This is a genomic window from Acinetobacter sp. YH01009, assembly GCF_013420765.1.
Classification (GTDB): domain Bacteria; phylum Pseudomonadota; class Gammaproteobacteria; order Pseudomonadales; family Moraxellaceae; genus Acinetobacter; species Acinetobacter amyesii.
On record NZ_VOYE01000002.1, the window covers coordinates 390749 to 408009 of the forward strand.

Annotated in this window: 20 protein-coding genes and 2 tRNA genes; 10 read left to right on the forward strand and 12 right to left on the reverse strand. The window is 42.5% G+C overall.

Annotated elements, in window-relative coordinates; genetic code table 11:
* Positions 1–12: 12 nt before the first annotated feature.
* The 6 genes from FTT76_RS04630 to FTT76_RS04655 form a co-directional block, all read right to left on the reverse strand.
* Positions 13–747, reverse strand: coding sequence for a class I SAM-dependent methyltransferase (locus FTT76_RS04630; protein WP_180190096.1), 735 nt, complete (start codon positions 745–747; stop codon positions 13–15).
* Positions 748–852: 105 nt separating this feature from the next.
* Complete coding sequence (locus tag FTT76_RS04635; RefSeq protein WP_257235023.1) at positions 853–1578, reverse strand: hypothetical protein; 726 nt, start codon at positions 1576–1578, stop codon at positions 853–855.
* 30 nt (positions 1579–1608) lie between these two features.
* Complete coding sequence (locus FTT76_RS04640) at positions 1609–2049, reverse strand: hypothetical protein (protein ID WP_180190097.1); 441 nt, start codon at positions 2047–2049, stop codon at positions 1609–1611.
* Positions 2050–2200: 151 nt separating this feature from the next.
* A tRNA-Phe gene (locus FTT76_RS04645) sits at positions 2201–2276 on the reverse strand.
* Positions 2277–2413: 137 nt separating this feature from the next.
* Positions 2414–2489 (reverse strand) — tRNA-Phe (locus FTT76_RS04650).
* Between the two features lie 207 nt (positions 2490–2696).
* Positions 2697–3086 carry a GNAT family N-acetyltransferase gene (locus FTT76_RS04655; RefSeq protein WP_078190486.1) on the reverse strand — a complete coding sequence of 130 codons (390 nt, stop codon included), beginning with the start codon at positions 3084–3086 and terminating at the stop codon, positions 2697–2699.
* A 97-nt stretch (positions 3087–3183) separates the two neighbouring features.
* On the opposite strand from FTT76_RS04655, the gene hisB reads away from it, so the two are divergent.
* The 8 genes from hisB to FTT76_RS04695 all read left to right on the forward strand — a co-directional run bounded on the left by hisB (position 3184) and on the right by FTT76_RS04695 (position 9681).
* Positions 3184–3777 carry an imidazoleglycerol-phosphate dehydratase HisB gene (hisB, locus tag FTT76_RS04660; RefSeq protein WP_078190487.1) on the forward strand — a complete coding sequence of 198 codons (594 nt, stop codon included), beginning with the start codon at positions 3184–3186 and terminating at the stop codon, positions 3775–3777.
* Complete coding sequence (gene hisH, locus FTT76_RS04665) at positions 3777–4394, forward strand: imidazole glycerol phosphate synthase subunit HisH (protein ID WP_180190098.1); 618 nt, start codon at positions 3777–3779, stop codon at positions 4392–4394. The genes hisB and hisH overlap by 1 nt, the downstream gene beginning before the upstream one ends.
* 130 nt (positions 4395–4524) lie before the next feature.
* Complete coding sequence (locus FTT76_RS04670) at positions 4525–5034, forward strand: DUF805 domain-containing protein (RefSeq protein ID WP_111884526.1); 510 nt, start codon at positions 4525–4527, stop codon at positions 5032–5034.
* Positions 5035–5261: 227 nt separating this feature from the next.
* Positions 5262–5735 carry a DUF805 domain-containing protein gene (locus FTT76_RS04675; protein WP_180190099.1) on the forward strand — a complete coding sequence of 158 codons (474 nt, stop codon included), beginning with the start codon at positions 5262–5264 and terminating at the stop codon, positions 5733–5735.
* 174 nt (positions 5736–5909) lie between these two features.
* Complete coding sequence (locus FTT76_RS04680; protein ID WP_180050689.1) at positions 5910–6575, forward strand: 3'-5' exonuclease; 666 nt, start codon at positions 5910–5912, stop codon at positions 6573–6575.
* A 432-nt stretch (positions 6576–7007) separates the two neighbouring features.
* Positions 7008–7772, forward strand: coding sequence for a hypothetical protein (locus FTT76_RS04685; RefSeq protein ID WP_180050685.1), 765 nt, complete (start codon positions 7008–7010; stop codon positions 7770–7772).
* A gap of 193 nt (positions 7773–7965) precedes the next feature.
* Complete coding sequence (hisA, locus tag FTT76_RS04690; RefSeq protein WP_078190493.1) at positions 7966–8697, forward strand: 1-(5-phosphoribosyl)-5-[(5-phosphoribosylamino)methylideneamino]imidazole-4-carboxamide isomerase; 732 nt, start codon at positions 7966–7968, stop codon at positions 8695–8697.
* A 69-nt stretch (positions 8698–8766) separates the two neighbouring features.
* On the forward strand, positions 8767–9681 hold the full coding sequence (locus FTT76_RS04695) for a DMT family transporter (protein WP_180050682.1): 915 nt from the start codon (positions 8767–8769) through the stop codon (positions 9679–9681).
* Between the two features lie 66 nt (positions 9682–9747).
* Here the strand turns inward: FTT76_RS04695 and FTT76_RS04700 are convergent, their stop codons facing one another.
* Positions 9748–11157 carry an FAD-binding oxidoreductase gene (locus tag FTT76_RS04700; protein WP_180050679.1) on the reverse strand — a complete coding sequence of 470 codons (1410 nt, stop codon included), beginning with the start codon at positions 11155–11157 and terminating at the stop codon, positions 9748–9750.
* Positions 11158–11217: 60 nt separating this feature from the next.
* Positions 11218–12549 carry an APC family permease gene (locus tag FTT76_RS04705; protein WP_180190100.1) on the reverse strand — a complete coding sequence of 444 codons (1332 nt, stop codon included), beginning with the start codon at positions 12547–12549 and terminating at the stop codon, positions 11218–11220.
* Positions 12550–12645: 96 nt separating this feature from the next.
* Here FTT76_RS04705 and FTT76_RS04710 point away from each other — a divergent pair, with 96 nt between their 5' ends.
* The gene (locus FTT76_RS04710) at positions 12646–13005 is read left to right on the forward strand and encodes a helix-turn-helix domain-containing protein (protein ID WP_180050672.1); all 360 of its coding nucleotides are present in this window, start codon (positions 12646–12648) and stop codon (positions 13003–13005) included.
* Between the two features lie 347 nt (positions 13006–13352).
* On the opposite strand, the gene FTT76_RS04715 is transcribed toward FTT76_RS04710, so the two are convergent.
* From FTT76_RS04715 to FTT76_RS04725, 3 genes are read right to left on the reverse strand one after another with little or no spacing between them, the layout of a single operon-like run.
* Positions 13353–13745, reverse strand: a complete 393-nt coding sequence (locus tag FTT76_RS04715; RefSeq protein ID WP_168378990.1) for a hypothetical protein — start codon at positions 13743–13745, stop codon at positions 13353–13355.
* Between the two features lie 39 nt (positions 13746–13784).
* A complete protein-coding gene (locus FTT76_RS04720; RefSeq protein WP_180022370.1) occupies positions 13785–14411 on the reverse strand; it encodes a DUF1294 domain-containing protein in 627 nt (208 codons plus the stop codon).
* Between the two features lie 27 nt (positions 14412–14438).
* Positions 14439–15389, reverse strand: coding sequence for a homoserine kinase (locus FTT76_RS04725; protein WP_180050669.1), 951 nt, complete (start codon positions 15387–15389; stop codon positions 14439–14441).
* A 110-nt stretch (positions 15390–15499) separates the two neighbouring features.
* On the opposite strand from FTT76_RS04725, the gene hisF reads away from it, so the two are divergent.
* Positions 15500–16261 carry an imidazole glycerol phosphate synthase subunit HisF gene (gene hisF, locus FTT76_RS04730; RefSeq protein WP_306674445.1) on the forward strand — a complete coding sequence of 254 codons (762 nt, stop codon included), beginning with the start codon at positions 15500–15502 and terminating at the stop codon, positions 16259–16261.
* A gap of 374 nt (positions 16262–16635) precedes the next feature.
* Here the strand turns inward: hisF and FTT76_RS04735 are convergent, their stop codons facing one another.
* Positions 16636–17256, reverse strand: a complete 621-nt coding sequence (locus tag FTT76_RS04735; protein ID WP_180050665.1) for a hypothetical protein — start codon at positions 17254–17256, stop codon at positions 16636–16638.
* Positions 17257–17261 lie beyond the last annotated feature (5 nt).

The following is a 17261-nucleotide window of genomic DNA, read 5'->3' on the forward strand; positions in this document are numbered from 1 at the left end:
GCTTTTTCTTTTTTATACTGTTCCAATTCTTAACAGCACAGGAAATGACAAAGCAAACTCTTGCTGCGGATGACGGCTAAAGAAGTCGTGCAAAGCTGCACATGGTTGAAGTATCGGATGTTGCTGTTGATAATGTTTTAACCCAGACCATGTTTGTAAATAGTCCAAAATTTGCTGTGAACGCCACCTGTAATTTAAAAACAGCTGAAGTGTCGCTAACTCCTGAAATGGAAACGGAATACTACGATATTCTTCGTCGATGTAACAACGTTCAGCATCCCAATAGCCTTTTAACGTGACAAAATACAGATCCTGTAAAAGCTGGTTCAATTCCGCGTGTTCAAATTGAATTAGACCATAACCCACAATGGCGATATGACCTTGAGGTTTTAATACGCGTCGTACTTCTGCATAAAAGGCAGTAAAATCAAACCAATGAATCGCTTGCGCGACTGTAATTAAATCCGCTGAATGGTCTGCAAGCGGACAATGTTCGGCGCTGGCTTGCTCATAACGCACATTGTCTAAATTGGGTGCTTGTGCCAATTGCTCTGCACTCAGATCTGTCGCTAAAATCTGTTGAAAATAGGGCGCCAAACCTTTGGTAAATTGACCTGAACCTGCACCACAGTCCCATGCCAATTCACGCACGGCAACATGCTGCAAGATGCTATCGACAACTTCAGCAGAATAACTTGGACGTGATTGTTGATACAGCGCACTCCCTGTAGAGAAAAGGTCTTTCATTGTAAAAATTCATTATTTATTTTTTTATCAGTTTAATCGAATTTTTAGGGTCGGAAACTAGCACTTAAGTCATTGCTTCAGCGATAAAATTTGAGCTTCAAATATTTACTCAATCACGTGCTGTATATAAAAACTGGTCTGTGCAATCGGGCTTAATTGATCATTCATTTGATAATATTTCACATCATAATGACCAGTTTTCCATCCAGTCATGGGATAGAAACTCACCCAGTTTTGTTGCTGTTGCTCACTAACTTTGCGTGGCGTAAAGAGCAGCACTTCACCGCTATCACGATGCGTCCAACGCACCATAACTTGCGTATTGTTTGGAACTTTACCCATGGTATCAAAATGTGCATACAACGGCTGTGTGACATAGATTTCACGAGGTAAAACTTGATCTACATCTGTCTGTGATTGATCAGTCACATACGCTTGCCCTGCCAATCGCTGATGCGGATCATTTTTGGCTTGTAGAAATTCGTCTAACATCTGCTGCGCAAATTGTTGCTTATTTTGAATCCCTGCAAAACTGTAATTGGGAAATGCCTGCTGTAAATATCGCCCCAATTGTTGATCTGAAGTCTGCTGAATAATGCTCTGTAGCTGACGATGTTGGCTTTTGAGTTGTTGCTGTATATCTTTAGAATGAGGTTGATCCGAGGCATCTTGATCTAAAGCCAAGAGTGCCACAGGATTACTCGTCGCCAAAGTTACAAGCGAGTGTTCAGGTGGCGACGACGTCAAGCTTGGTTGGTCATTCCACGATGCCGCAATATAGCCCAGTGCAAAACAAAGCAGTCCAAGCATCGGATATTGAAGTCGCTTCAACTGTCGCTCCACGAACCTATGTTCATTTGATTAAAGGCCACAGCGGAGCACTTCTGTGCCGACAATATACTCACCAGAGTTCATCGTCGTACCCGTATTAATCACCTGATTTAAGCTAAAGTTAGATCCAACTTTTAATTTAAGCAGACCATTATCACATGCTGCAGTTATTCTGCTGCCCGATTTCATATTGGATACACAGCCCGTTTTAGTCACGGCATAAATTGTTTGCCCTGCGGAAATACTGGTGCTGCATGATGCAGTAATTATTTTATCGAGCGATGATTCACAAGAAGAACAATTGCCATTATCACAAAGCGCTGCTGCGTTTTCACTTTTACATTCATAGGTCACACCATTTTTAATAATGGTTTTAGAATAGGAAGAATCGACATTACTGCCACCCCCACCACCACATGCGCTCAGCAAGGCACTCATGCCGATCAAAACAGGAAATAATATTTTTTTCATAACCTTAACTTTTATTTTTAATAATTTTCTAATAGCCATTGGGCTCATCATCTGGCATCGATTGTATCAGTTAAACTGTGCGAAATATCAACAACTAAAAAACAGCAGACGAAAAAAAACCTCAAACAATGGTTTGAGGTTTTTTTGAATATGGTGGCGAGACCCAGGATCGAACTGGGGACACACGGATTTTCAATCCGTTGCTCTACCTACTGAGCTATCACGCCGATGCGGTGTATTAAGCCGTATCTCAGTTAATTAGTCAATCATATTTATAAAAATATTTTTCGTATGCATATTTTTTAGGCAAAAAAAATCCCTGATGGGATCAGGGATTGATAAACTGAAAAATCAGTTTTGAATATGGTGGCGAGACCCAGGATCGAACTGGGGACACACGGATTTTCAATCCGTTGCTCTACCTACTGAGCTATCACGCCGATGGGGCGTATTAAACAATTTCAGTCTCATGGCGTCAAGCATCCGTTGCGATTTTTTATGCAAATGTTTATTTTTAAATCAATATTTCACATTATTTGCTTATTTTTTGAGTGATTTCAAATTTTCACAGCTGAAATCACTGTGACGACGATGTATTTATCCCAAAAAAAAGCAGCTCAATGGCTGCTTTATTATTGGAGGGCAGGTTATTCAGCCGCAGTAATTTTTCCAATGTGTGCCAAACAGCGGTGGATCGCGCCACAACCCGGCTCAAAAGTCTTCACCCCTTTTTCTTCTTCCATACGGGTGGCCTCACTGACCAAGCGCTCTGCAACACCACGCCCACGATTTGCAGGGTGTACCACAATATATTCAAGGGTTTTGCTTTCACCTTGGCCTGTACACCAAATCGCACCAATCAATTTTGTATTAAATTCTGCAGTATAAACTAAGGTATACTGAGCTAAGTTCTGCTCAAGTTGTTCAATCGCATCGGAACCGTCGCTAAACTCAGGGCTGGTGTCATACAGTCGCTCAAGCTGGCTGCGCACTTCATCATTTTCTAAAGAAGTATAGGCATGTACGGTAATAGGCATTGATAAACCCTCCTGAGCAATCTAATATGCGGTGACTTTTCGTCACAGCGAAAATATTTTTACATCAATCATTTTGACGTATTTGAGGAACGTGTCTATGACAGATCGTATCAGTGAAGTGGTAAGAAACACCAACGAAACCAAAATTCGAGTTCGTGTGAATCTTGATGGTACTGGTCAAGGCACTTTAAACACTGGTGTTCCATTTTTAGATCATATGATTGATCAAATCAAGCGACATGGTCTGTTTGATATTGATATTCATTGTGATGGCGATCTTGAAATTGACGATCATCATACCGTAGAAGACTGTGGGATTACACTGGGCCAAGCCTTTGCTCAAGCACTGGGCAATAAAAAAGGCTTACGTCGCTACGGTCACTTCTATGCGCCACTTGATGAATCACTGAGTCGTGTTGTGGTGGATTTATCTGGCCGTCCGGGTCTTTGGATGGATATTCCATTCACTCGCGCGCGCATCGGGACTTTTGATGTGGATCTTTTCTCTGAATTTTTCCAAGGTTTTGTGAACCATGCGTTAATGACGCTGCACATCGACAACCTAAAAGGTAAAAACAGCCACCACCAAATTGAAAGCGTATTTAAAGCCTTTGCCCGTGCATTACGTATGGCGTGTGAAGTTGACCCGCGTGCCGAAAATACTGTTGCGTCTACCAAAGGAACATTGTAATGACCCGTATTGCCCTTCTTGACTATGGCATGGGAAATCTTCACTCAGCAGCAAAAGCCCTCGAACACGTGGGCGCAACTGTTGATGTCACCAATGATCCTAAGCTGATTGCACAAGCAGATAAAATTGTGTTCCCCGGTGTGGGAGCAATGCGTGACTGTATGCAAGGCATGCATGATGCAGGCATTGATGAAGTGGTCCGTAAAGCGGCATTTAATAAACCTGTGCTTGCGATCTGTGTCGGTATGCAAGCCCTAATGCAGCATTCCGAAGAAAATGGCGGTGCAGATGCATTGGGTATTTTTGAAGGTTCGGTTAAACACTTCCCTGACATAGAGGGATTAAAAGTGCCGCACATGGGCTGGAATCAAGTGCATCAGGCAGACCCTAGCCATCCGATGTGGAAAAACATTGAGCAAGATGCACGTTTCTATTTCGTACATAGCTTCTATGTAGAGCCGCAAGATTCAAGCATTGTCGCTGCTACCTGTGACTATGGTTTGGAATTTTGTACCGCAATTCACAAGGAAAACTTGTTTGCGACACAATTTCACCCAGAAAAAAGTCATACAGCCGGTCTGCAATTGCTGAAAAACTTTGTGGAATGGGATATTTAAAATTCCTTCACCGCAAAAAAGCCCGCTCCTTGCGGGCTTTTTTGTACTGTTTATTTTTCATCCTTTTATTTTCTACATATTCATTTTAGAATTTGCCTACTTATAAAAATACCAAAGCCTAGGAATAATAATGAATACCTTCACATCTGACTCACCGACCCAAGCCAGTGGTCGCTTTAGCCGGCGCGCATATCTTGCATGGAATCTACTTCTCGGCATTATTTTTACGCTAATTGCTGTTGTAGTCGGCCTGCTCATACCCGGCGCGCAAAATGCGCTGACTGAGGGTGCTATGTCGACGCCACTCATGATTATTTTCTTTATCATGTATGCCATCGTCATTTATTACAGCGTCATTTTCTTAATCCGTCGTTTACATGACCGAGACCATTCTGGATGGCTTGCACTGCTGATCTTAGTTCCTGTAGTGAATATATTGTTTGCGCTCTATGTGTTATTTGCACCGGGTAATAACGGTAGTAATAGCTTTGGACAACCACGCCCGACCAAAGGCTGGGAAACCGTGCTGGCTGTTTTGTATATCGTGGTGTTTATAGTCGGGATACTTGCTGCGATCATGATTCCGTCTTACCAAAACTATGTGATCCGCTCTCAACAAACCACGATTCAACAACAATAATGATAAATCATTAGATGCCGCCGAGATCGTCCTAAACAGCAATACATCTACTCAAACAAGCTCACACAAGTGGGCTTTTTTGTACTTTACCTTTATAATCAACGCGCTTTTTATGTTCAGGATCAAATCCTGTACTTTTTCACATTTTTATGTCGTTTTGAGCTCAATTTTTGCGGTTAAAAATGAATGATAACAATACTTTTTACGATAATTTAAGATCATTTAATATGAATAATTCACCCAATATAAACTCTGGTTGGAACCGTGACGGTCGCTTTAATCGCATGTCATTTATCGGTTGGAATGTCTTTTATGGCCTCATGCTGAGCATATTGATGCTACTGATCGTCAGCATGATGCCCAATACCCTCAATGCCCTAATAGCTCACGCTGAAAATCCAATGACGCAAGTGATTGGATTTATCCTAAATGTTTTAATGCTGATCCCTTTGATGATTTTTTCAGTGCGTCGTTTGCATGACTTTAATCTCTCAGGCTGGTTTGCACTCTTAGAGCTGATTCCGTTGCTCAATATCGTCATATGCATTGCGCTGATGCTCATCCCCGGGTCTGCAAATGCCAATCAATATGGTGAGCCACGTGCATCCAAAACATGGGAGGTGGTTCTCGCCTTTCTCTTTATCGGTTTATTCTTACTGATCTTGGTAAATGTATTATTTACTGCGCGTTTTCTGTTTTAAGTTACTGTCTTTAAATCTCTTGGTCACTGTGTTTAAGTGCCCTCGTCACTGTCATAGCAACGCGCTATGACAGGCAGGTGAGTCAATGGCTCATGCTCAACGCCACATCTCGGTATTTGCATTTCCCTACTAAACGCTCTAGGCTGCAACAACAAGCCTTTGAATTAAATCACAATGACTGATGCTCTACCGACACCTATTTTGCCAACAAAAGAACAGATTAAAAATTTTCCATTGTTCCAAAATTTAGTGCCAGAGCAGATCCATGTCATTCACAATGCAGAACAATGCCAACACTGGGCCGATGAATTGCAGACGACTGCCTTATTCGGTTTCGACTCTGAATCTAAGCCGACTTTTCGTAAAGGTGAGGTCTCTACCGGTCCACATTTAATCCAACTCGCTACGGCGCAACAGGCGTGGTTGTTTCAAATGAACGAATGCACTTGGGATTTTTTAAAGCCGATCTTGAGTAATCGTGATCAAATTAAAGTGGGTTTTGGCTTAAAAAATGATGCGCATTTATTTCGTAAAAAAGGCATCGAACTGAATAGTGTATTGGAACTCTCCAAGTGCTTTGCTTCTTTTGGCTTAAGCCAACCCGTCGGTTTAAAAAATGCCATGGCACTGCTTTTTCGTGTGAATTTTCCAAAATCTAAATCGGTCAGCACCTCCAATTGGGCCAAAAAGCGCATAAGTCCGGAGCAAATTCGTTATGCCGCTGCCGATGCTTATGCCCCTGTTTTGGTCTTTGAAGAATTATTACAACGTGGTTTATTACCTAAAACCATTCCCAATACCTCCCTCAAACTAAGAATTCGTCCGCACATGAAATTATAAACCCTTAATTATTTTAATGATTTAAATTATATTCAGCGATGTAACCGCTCTGTAACTGGATATTGCCCCAATCTATGGCATGACCAAGTGCAAAGATCGGCTGAAGAGTGCCAATGAATTTGCAGTTTATTTGCGCTAAAGATTTGAACAGTACCTTATTGCCTTAAAAATAGTCACTGCACAGTCTAAAAAAATAAAATCGCACCTTTTAAGTACATTTATATCTTTGATTTAAATCATTTTAATTACATTAATACACATTTATATTTTTATTCGACTAAGGTTTTGATCTCTCTAGATTTTCTAGCAGAATTACATGATTTATCTCATTCTTTCTATACTTTCATAATTTGTTTTCATCAGTCCCCTTTTGCTAAAACAAATCTGCCAAATACATAACACATCATAATTTAAAAACTTGGAGAACCTGACATGTTGAACTTATTTACAGGAAAAATCAGCGGTGTACTCAGCCTGACTTTACAAGGGATCAGTAAAGCGGTTGGACTGGTTTTAAATACTGTTTTGGATACTGTAGACAGCGTTTTAGAGACAGTGAATAGCTTAACAGCGCCCTTAACAGATGCACTGACTGAACTACCACTCATTGGCGGGACCATCGAAAAAGTACTCACGGTTGAAAATCAGTTGGTCGGCACCTTAGGTGACGGCTTACATGCTGTAGCTGATCAACTAGCGACAGGTGATCTTCTCGGCGATGTACAGACCGCTCTCAATGGCGTAACTGGTGTGGTCGGTCAAACTGTGACTGAAGTTGCAGGTTTGGTTGATCATATAGGTGGTGTTGCTGCACCAATCACAGACGCACTTTCTGACCTGCCATTGCTTGGCGGGCTATTGAATGCAGTAGGCGAAACTACGGGTAATTTAACTGGCTTGTTGGCTGAAACGGGCGACTATGTAGCCAGTATTGATCCTACCGAATTATTAACATCCGTCCTGAATGATCCTTTAGCAAGTGTGGGTGGTGTCGTGCAAGATGTTTCAGGCACGTTAGATACCTTACTGGATGACATTGCACCGATTACATCGATTGCCACTGAACTTCCTGTAGTCGGTGATCTCGTTCAAGTGGTCGGTGAAAGTACCACAGCCCTCAATCAAGGCGTATACGATGTCGGTAGCTTACTTCAATCCGTAAACAGCGATTTATTACAAACTGCTGCTTATGTTTAATGACTAAAAACGCGAATACACAGCGCATTTTTATAGACCAAGAATAAAATCCAATCCTCTATTTACACTGGCCTGACCTATGTCAGGCTTTTTTAATTCATCAATTCTGATATTAGCATTTAGTGAATAGCCGTTTATTTGATAAGATTGGGCACAAATTTATTCTTAATTTGATTGAGCAAGGAGCGAAAGCATGCTGATCATCCCTGCAATTGACCTGAAAGATGGCAAATGTGTCCGTTTAAAACAAGGTCGTATGGAAGACGATACCGTATTTTCTGACGATCCAGTGGCAACTGCACAGCATTGGGTAAATGAAGGCGCGCGTCGCTTACATTTGGTAGATTTAAACGGTGCTTTCGCTGGTACACCGATTCATAAGCCTGTGGTTGAAGCGATTGCTAAAGCACAGCCTGAATTGCCAATTCAAATTGGTGGTGGTATCCGCTCTCTTGAAACCATTGAACACTACCTTGATGCAGGCGTCTCGTTTGTCATCATTGGTACAAAAGCGGTAAAAGAGCCTGAATTTGTTGAAGAAGCGTGCAAAAAATTTGCAGGCCATATCATTGTCGGTATCGATGCCATGAACGGCATGGTGGCAACTGATGGTTGGGCAAATGTCACTGACGTGAAAGCGACTGATTTGGCAAAACGCTTTGCAGATGCCGGCGTATCGAGCATCGTCTACACCGACATCGCACGTGATGGCATGATGCAAGGTGTGAACGTTGAACAAACCGTTAACCTTGCAACGTATTCAGGCTTACCTGTTATTGCATCTGGTGGCGTGACCAACCTTGACGACGTGCGTAACTTAAAAGGCCAACCGGGCATTTTAGGTGCGATTACCGGTCGTGCAATTTATGAAGGCACATTGAACCTTCGTGAAGCTCAATTACTGCTTGATCAACAAAGCTTGTAATTTACCCGAGCAGAAAAGAGGTCTTCGGGCCTCTTTTTTTATTTCTCCTCTTTGAACATTCAAATACACATGCCAACCGTCCAATCTGCTTGGAAAGCCAAGTTTCCGCAGCTCGCACTCATCCTGATTACCATGATTTGGGGCGCCAGTTTTATCACCGTGCAATACGGTTTAAATTTTAGCAGTCCAGTGCTGTTTGTCGGTCTACGTTTTGCCGCAGCTACACTGGCTGTGAGTCTGTTATCGCTCAAATATCTTAGACATTTTTCTCAATACGATGTCATTGCGGGCGCAAGTATTGGCGCGGTGATTGCAATCGGCTATGCGACGCAAACAGTCGGCTTACAAAGCATCAGCAGCAGTGAATCGGCTTTTTTAACAGCGCTGTATGTACCGCTGGTTCCGATTTTTATGTGGCTGTGTTTTCGGCATAAACCACATGTGATGACATGGCTGGGTGTAAGTTTGGCTTTTGTCGGTTTGGTCTTTTTAACGGGTAATGGTTTTGGCGCTATTCAGCTCAATTTTGGACAAATCATTACGCTGCTCGGTTCGATTGCCATTGCCTTTGAAATTATCTTGATCAGCTATTTTGCGCCCCGCGTCAATCTGCGCAGAGTGACGGTTCTACAGTTGGCATTTGCCTCTCTGTTCTGTTTTTGCTTTGCCCCACTGGTGGGTGAAACCACTTTGCCAAAATTTGAATGGCCATTAATCGCTGTACTCTGCGGATTGGGGCTTGCCAGCGCCGTGATTCAACTGGTGATGAACTGGGCGCAGCGCATGGTTGATCCTGCACAGGCAGCAATCATCTATGCAGGTGAACCGGTTTGGGCCGCGATCATTGGGCGACTTGCTGGTGAACGCTTAACACCGCTCGCCCTTATTGGCGGGCTTTGCGTGGTTCTCGGTGTGATTGTGAGTGAATGGCGGCCGAAATTCTTAAAGAAAAATAAAGACAAAATTACAGAAGAAATGCCTTAACACGCAAAAGCGCCCTCAATAATGAGGGCGCTTTTAAGCGATATCCTTCATAAAAAAGACTTAAATTTAGAAGGACACCATCTTGCCCGGATTGACCATTGCCCCCAGCCCATAAGCGGTTTTCGCCATTGGAATCACCATTGGTGCAAGTGCGCGACCAAACAAAATGTCCTGATGCTGAATACTGGTGAGCATTTTAAAGTCATCGGCATTGCCACAAAAATCATCGGCAATGGCTTTGCCTATACGCACGGTTTGCGCCACGCCATGACCGCTCCAGCCTTGTACCGCATAAATCGGATATTTCCCATCGGACTTACGGCTATCGGCTGCGCCATTCATGGTTAAATCTGTGGTGCCACTCCAAACAAAGTCCAGCTCAACCTGTGTCAATTGCGGGAACACATGCTTGATTCGGCTCAGTAAATAATCATGGGTTTTTTCAGGCGTCCAGCAAGAGCCCGTCCCTTCACCGCCAAATAGCAAACGGTTTTTAGATACACCGCGATAATAATCAATTTGAAACTGCGTATCGTACACAGGCGCATCACTCGGCAGAATTTCAGCAAGATCGAGCTCTAAGGGCGCTGTGGTACACACATAAGTATAAAATGGAATGGTGGTTTGATTATGGCTTTGCAGCAGCTTAAATGAGGCATGATGGACCCCAATCACGGCGCTCTTACGTGCTTTAATCACACCGCCAGTGGTTGTCACATAAATGCCATCTTGACGCTCATCCACCGACAGCACTTCGGTTTGCTCATAGATTTTGCCACCTTGCTGGCTAAAACCATAAGCAAGGCCACGGTTTAATACCAAGGGATGAATATGCCCGCCGAGAGTATCGAGTAAACCGCCATAATAATTTTCCGATTTCACATGCTCAAACAACTCGTGCTTGCCCATAATCTGGGTATGGTCTTCACCCAAATATTTACGCGCATCTGCACCTTCAGTTAAACCCACCAAATGCCCTGGATGCACGGCTGCAGTAATGTGCTGATGTTTGCGTTGTAGATCTAAATCATAGTTCTGCGCAATTTGGTCAATTAAAGACATGGCCTCAGTCGAAGTGAAGTGCCATAAACGTTTAGCATCCTCATAACTAAAGTGTTCAATCATTTCCCCCGCTTCCCAACGCGCCAACCCAGGAGTTAGCTGTCCACCATTACGCCCCGATGCAGCACTGCCAATACGGTTTTTTTCCACCAGCACCGTGTCCACACCCTGTTCCGCCAAATGCAGTGCCGTAGATGTGCCCAACAAGCCGCCGCCGATCACCACCACATCACACTCAACATCCGCATTAAGGGCATCAAAAGCCTGCCATTCTTGCAGTGAGCTTTCATAATAATTGGCTGGAAAATCAAAACTGCCGCGAGCAGGATTGACCCAGTTCCACTCCTTACCGCTTTGCACATTTACACTGTTTTTATATTCAACATCGTCTACAAATTTTGGCTTTGTATTCATTTTTTTACATTCCTATTTATCAATTCAATTCTGTTTGATCGCTATAGAGGCTTCAGCCTCTTAATACGCATTGCCAATCACAATATTTTGTTTTCTTAACTTTTTATAAGCGAACAATACGACGCCCACTGCCAGCCAAATACCTCCGCAAACCAAGGCGTTGTGTTCTAGGCTCACCCAAAGGCACATAATCGCTGCCACTGAAAGTAGCGGCAGCAGCATGTTCAGGCAGATATTTTTAAGACCATGACGTTGACCATCACGTACATAAAACTTCATAAACACGGAGAAGTTCACGGCGGTAAAGGCAATGAGGGCACCAAAGCTAATCATGCTCACCACTGTAGCTAAATCTAAACGAATGGCTGCCAATGAAATCAGACCGATCAGCAATACTGCATATAAAGGTGTGCCTAACTTGCTATGCACTTGACCAAATGTGCCTTTATGAAAAATGCCGTCTCGTCCCATAATATGAATTAGGCGTGATGCGCTGGCATGCGTGGCAAGCCCAGAAGCAAATGTATTCATAATTTGGGCGCATAAAAATACTGATTGAAATAGCGCCCCACCCACGTACAGGACGATCTCAGGGAGCGCTTCATCTGGGTTGTTAAAACGGACATTGGTTGGAAAATACAATTGCACAAACCAGGATGCTGTAATAAAAATCACACCGCCCGTAAGCGTGGTTAGGATAACCGCTCGAGGAATTGTGCGTTTCGGGTCTTTGGTTTCATGTGACATGGTCGTCACCGCATCAAAACCTAAGAAGCTAAAGCACAGGATTGAAGCCCCTGCGATAAGTGGCAAAATTGACGTATCACCATTAAATAGCGGCGCGAGCGTCAAGACATGCGCATAACCTTGCTCACTCCCTATACCTTTAATGACGAGATAGATAAAAAAGCCCATCAGCAGTACAGGCGCACAGACAAAGATCATGCTTAAATTGGCCAAAATATTGATACGGAAGCAGTTGATGAGCGTGACTAAGCTAGTAAACAAAATCACCCATGCCCAGTACGGCACGCTTGGAATCACTGCTTCTAAATAAATACTTGCCAAAAGCGCATTGACCAATGGCAGCATGATGTAATCCAGTAAAGAACACCAACCGACAAAAAAGCCAGTTTGAGGCCCGCAAGATTCTGCAGTGTAGGTATAAGCAGAACCCGGTTTATCCGAATGCTTACTAAAACGCGCATAACTAAATGCGGTGAGGAGCATGGCAAATAAAGCCAAAATATAGGCCAGCGGCACACGGCCATCTGTAATACCGGACACAATGCCAAAAGTATCAAACACAACCATTGGCGTCATATATGCGACACCAATAATCACCACTTGCCATAAAGACATTTTTTTTAAAACAGACGCTAAAGTTTCCATGCACGTCACCTGAACTATATTTATTTGCGTTACAGGTTCTTTTGCAATCAACATGCCATATAATATTCATTCATTATTTTAATGATGATTCAAAAAATGCCAAAGTATGATTTAGAAACCAGAAAATCAGCCATTCAGATGTATAAAAAAACTGACTACAAAGTGGCTGTATGCAAAGAGTTTAACATCTCTCGAGTCACCTTGGATGCTTGGATTCGCCTGGAGGAAGAGACCGGAAGTTTGCTCCCAAAAGCCGCAAAAAACCGTGGTGCACCGAGCCACATTCGCGACTGGAATGAATTTCAAGTATTTGTAAAAAATACAAAATTTAAAAATATTAGTGATCTAGTTCCATTATTTGAACAGCGATTTAGCTATCCTGTTTCGTATGCGGTATTGGTACGCGCAATACACGTTTTAGGTATGCGCCGTCGCCGTGGTCGATTCTATAGCTAATACCTAAACTGGTGTAATTTTAAATAAAAATCCAGAAAATAATTTAAATAAACAACTATACATTAATGTAAATTTATTTTAGTAAAAACGTAAATTTATATTATTAAGAATGTAAAATAATAAAAATAAATATGTAAATTAATAAAATTAAATAAGCAAAGTTATTTTATTAAAAATGTAAGTTATAATTCTTAAAAATGTATAGTCAATTTTGCTTAAATAACCAAAGTTAAGCACTTTTATGTGCAATTGCTTTATAAAAGAGCATTTTTTGATGCCGCCTATCGAATGGTCAAACGAAAAAAATAAAAGCGACCCATGGGTCGCTTGTCATTATGCTGCTGTATTTACTCATACATCGGTCTGTTGTCATTGACACGAATTAAACCTTTAATCGCGCGGTACACAATCCATAACCAAGACAGTCCGATCACCGTGACGCAGAAGGTACTTGCTCCCAGTGCCACCCCTGCAAAGGCATTAGCATTATTGCCAGTAAAGAACAGAAAAATAAAAGGCACGAAAGCAATGATGTTCCAAATGAGATACCACCAAAACGTACGAATCTGCCAAGTAAAATGGCTTTCAAAAATCGTGCCTCGGACATCACTGCGTTTGACGTAATTGATAATCAGCGCGAGGACCGCAAGCAAGCCGGCAGAAAAAATCGCCACAATATAAAGAATATACAAAATAATCGTGAGCAGGCGGTTTGGATCTTTATCAATGGAATAATTCATTTCGCTCTCCGTCATGATGATTTTTCGGATCATTCCACCCTAGATATGCAGGATATTAAATGGTGAAATTAGCCATAAAATCAGTAATATGTTAAAGGCTATGGTACAGAAATATATTTTTCGAAACGGTTGTTTTTGTGTTTTATGCCGCAAACGTTGCTGCGCTAGCCATGCCGCCGGCCACCCACCTAAAAAAGACAAAAGATGCAGTGTATTTTCTGGCACGCGTCGGTTCCCCATTTGCGCAGCTTCTTTATCTTGCGCATAGAACCAATAGGTCAGGACATTGATAATACTCACAAAAAGCAGCACCATGCCACTGAGTAAACCCGCCACAGACAAACCCGCCAAGGCGAGGATATAAATGATGCACAAGATTTGCATCGGCTCTGCCTGACGCGGCATCTGCACCACATTTTTTTTATTGGGGCGTTGTGTAGCTTTGGTTTGTGAGGCTTTTAAATAATGCACTTGCTGTGCACGAAAGCGTCCGCGTTCGTCTAAGATCACAGCATAATCCAACGCGCAGCCCACGATTGGTCGTGGGCCGGGACGGGAAAAATCTTTAATGTGCAAAAATACGCGATCTTTGGTGCTATCGTTCGGTTGAATGAAGCCGTAGCCCTTGTCATCAAACCATTCTACTAAGCGTCCTTGATCACGCATGCTTTTCCCTCTCGTTGTTTTTAAAATTTATGCTGTGACGAATTTTAATCGTTCAATCAGCATATTACGCATTTCAGCAGGGTTTTTCTGCAAAATATCATCCCCTGTACGGCCTTCTGCAGCATTTTTCTGTGCCACCTGTAAACGCATCATCCAGAAGCGACCCGCCGCCATTGCCAAATATAACTCTAGACATGATTTTTCATCTGCGGTTAATGGGCGCACGCTTTCATATGCATGTAAAAAGGCAATGGCTTTGTCTTCATTCAAATGCACATCCGGATATTCAGTACAGAAGTCATTTAAAGTAATAGCAATATCAAACAAGAGTTCGTCTTTATTTAACTCATAAAAGTCTAAAATGCCGTTAAGTTGATCGCCTTCAAATAGAGTATTGTCACGGAACAAATCAGAATGAATAAAACCGCTAGGACGGTCTGGATACATCGCCGTTAAGATGTCATATAAACCCAACAAATTGTTAAGCAACGTGGTATCTGCTTCATTTAATGTTGGACGTATATTACGTGAAACTTGTAACCAATAAGCATGATCACGATATTCTGCACGTTCCAAAGGGAAGTCTTGTAAAGCCACATGCATTTTCGCTTGAGCCACAGCTATCGCCTCTGCTTGCGCTAAGCTCGCAGGCACGGGATGTTGACCTTGCATGCGTGGCGCAATCTGTGCAGGTTTATCTTTTAAGCTATGAATCGCTTTACCCGAATGATTCAGCGGTACAGGCACAGCTAGACCAGCCTGCCCCAAATGTTCAAGTACAGGGACCAGCTCCCCTGCACCTTGCTCGTCCATCTCTTCAAAAACGGTTAATACATACTGCGTACCATTTTCGCAAACAATAAAATAGTTGGTATTTTGAATACCGCCTTGAATCGGAATCAGGTCAATCACCTCCAGTCCATAAGGTGCTGCAAAATCCTGAACTTCCTTTAAAGTCAAAGTGGTATAAACCGACATAGAAAACCTGCGAAAAAACTTACATATTTTTGATAGAATAACCGCTCCGACTACTAAGGTGTAGCATCTAAGTCGCGAAGTTTCATAATCGGCTGTTATTTTTGGAAAAAATTATGCTTGCTAAACGTATTATTCCTTGCCTCGACGTGGACAACGGTCGTGTAGTGAAAGGTGTTCAATTTCTTGATATTCGTGATGCAGGCGATCCAGTTGAAGTTGCACGCCGTTATAACGAACAAGGTGCGGACGAAATTACCTTCTTAGACATCACCGCAACCTCAAATGGTCGTGATACTACTTACCGTACAGTAGAGCGTATGGCTGAGTCTGTATTTGTGCCATTAACAGTCGGTGGTGGCGTGCGTAAAGTAGAAGATATCCGCCTGTTATTAAATGCGGGTGCGGACAAAGTTTCGATTAACTCTGCGGCTATTTATAATCCTGAATTTGTACAAGAAGCCTCTCAGCGTTTTGGCGCACAGTGTATTGTGGTTGCTATTGATGCGAAAAAAACCGGCGATAATAAATGGGAAATTTTCACCCACGGTGGTCGTAAAGAAACCGGTATCGATGCCATCGAATGGGCGGTAAAAATGGCGGACTTCGGTGCAGGTGAATTACTCATCACCTCAATGGACGCAGATGGTACCAAAGCGGGTTATGACCTTGAACTGATGCGTAACATCAATGACCGTGTCACCATTCCAACCATTGCTTCTGGTGGTGTCGGTAATCTCCAACATTTGGCCGATGGTATTTTAAAAGGTGGCGCAGATGCTGTGCTTGCTGCCTCTATTTTCCACTTTGGTCAACACACCATTCCTGAAGCGAAAAAATATCTTGCAGAACAAGGCATTGAAATGCGCCTTTAATTGATTCGTTTTCAATGAAAATTTAAAAGAGCGATGATTCGCTCTTTTTTTTGCTTTGGTGTTTTTGATGCAACAACATGGAGTTACAGCAGAGCATCGCCCATGCAATTGATTTACTATAGACATAAAAAAAGGAGCCTTGTCGGCTCCTATAAACCAAGAAAAACTACAGCACTTGGTCTGATACTTAAAACAAATGAAAAAATATACATAGCAACTTCATCAATCAACTCGTCGTGTACAAGCCTTTTGATGATTTAAATATAGGGCATTTACACTGTATTTGATTGACAGTAGATTCATAATTTATTGACAAATTGCGACAGCTCAAATGGGTAGCAAAGCTTGTTGTCAAAACGCACAGTGCATTCATATTAGACCGTTTCAAGAAGTGCAACTGGCTTTTCGCGCTCAGCCACCCACTTTGCAGGAAATACCCGATTGACCCAATGCGACAATGGCTTGGCAATCGCTGTCGGCAGTAGCACACCCAATGGGTTTTGTTCCTGTAATTTCGCCGAGGAGATCACCCGAGTCCCTAAAATATAATCAAACCACGGTTTGGTCACACACCAATTGGCATCCTGATTTGAATTCATATGGTGGTCATAGTGCCATGGAATCTTTTTCATCGCCCACTCTGGCTCAAGATGTGCGCGACGATGGATATAATAATAATTCCCTGCGCAATACAGCACAGATAAACTCATTCCTTTGGAAATAGGATAAAACAGCGGGACAAATATGGCTGAAACTGCCACCAGTGACAATATTTCATTTTTAGTGCGCCAGTTCTGTACACCTTCAACATAGCCATGATCATGAAAATCTGTTTTTCGAACTTCACGATGATGTTCCCAATGTGATTTCATGCTTTTCGGTACTGGACTAAAACGTGGCTTGCCTGACCGATGTGTCCCATGCAAAACATATTTATGTGCGAACCATTCAAAGGCATTGGCGACGACCAACCCTGCAATAAAACCTTTTAACATGACCA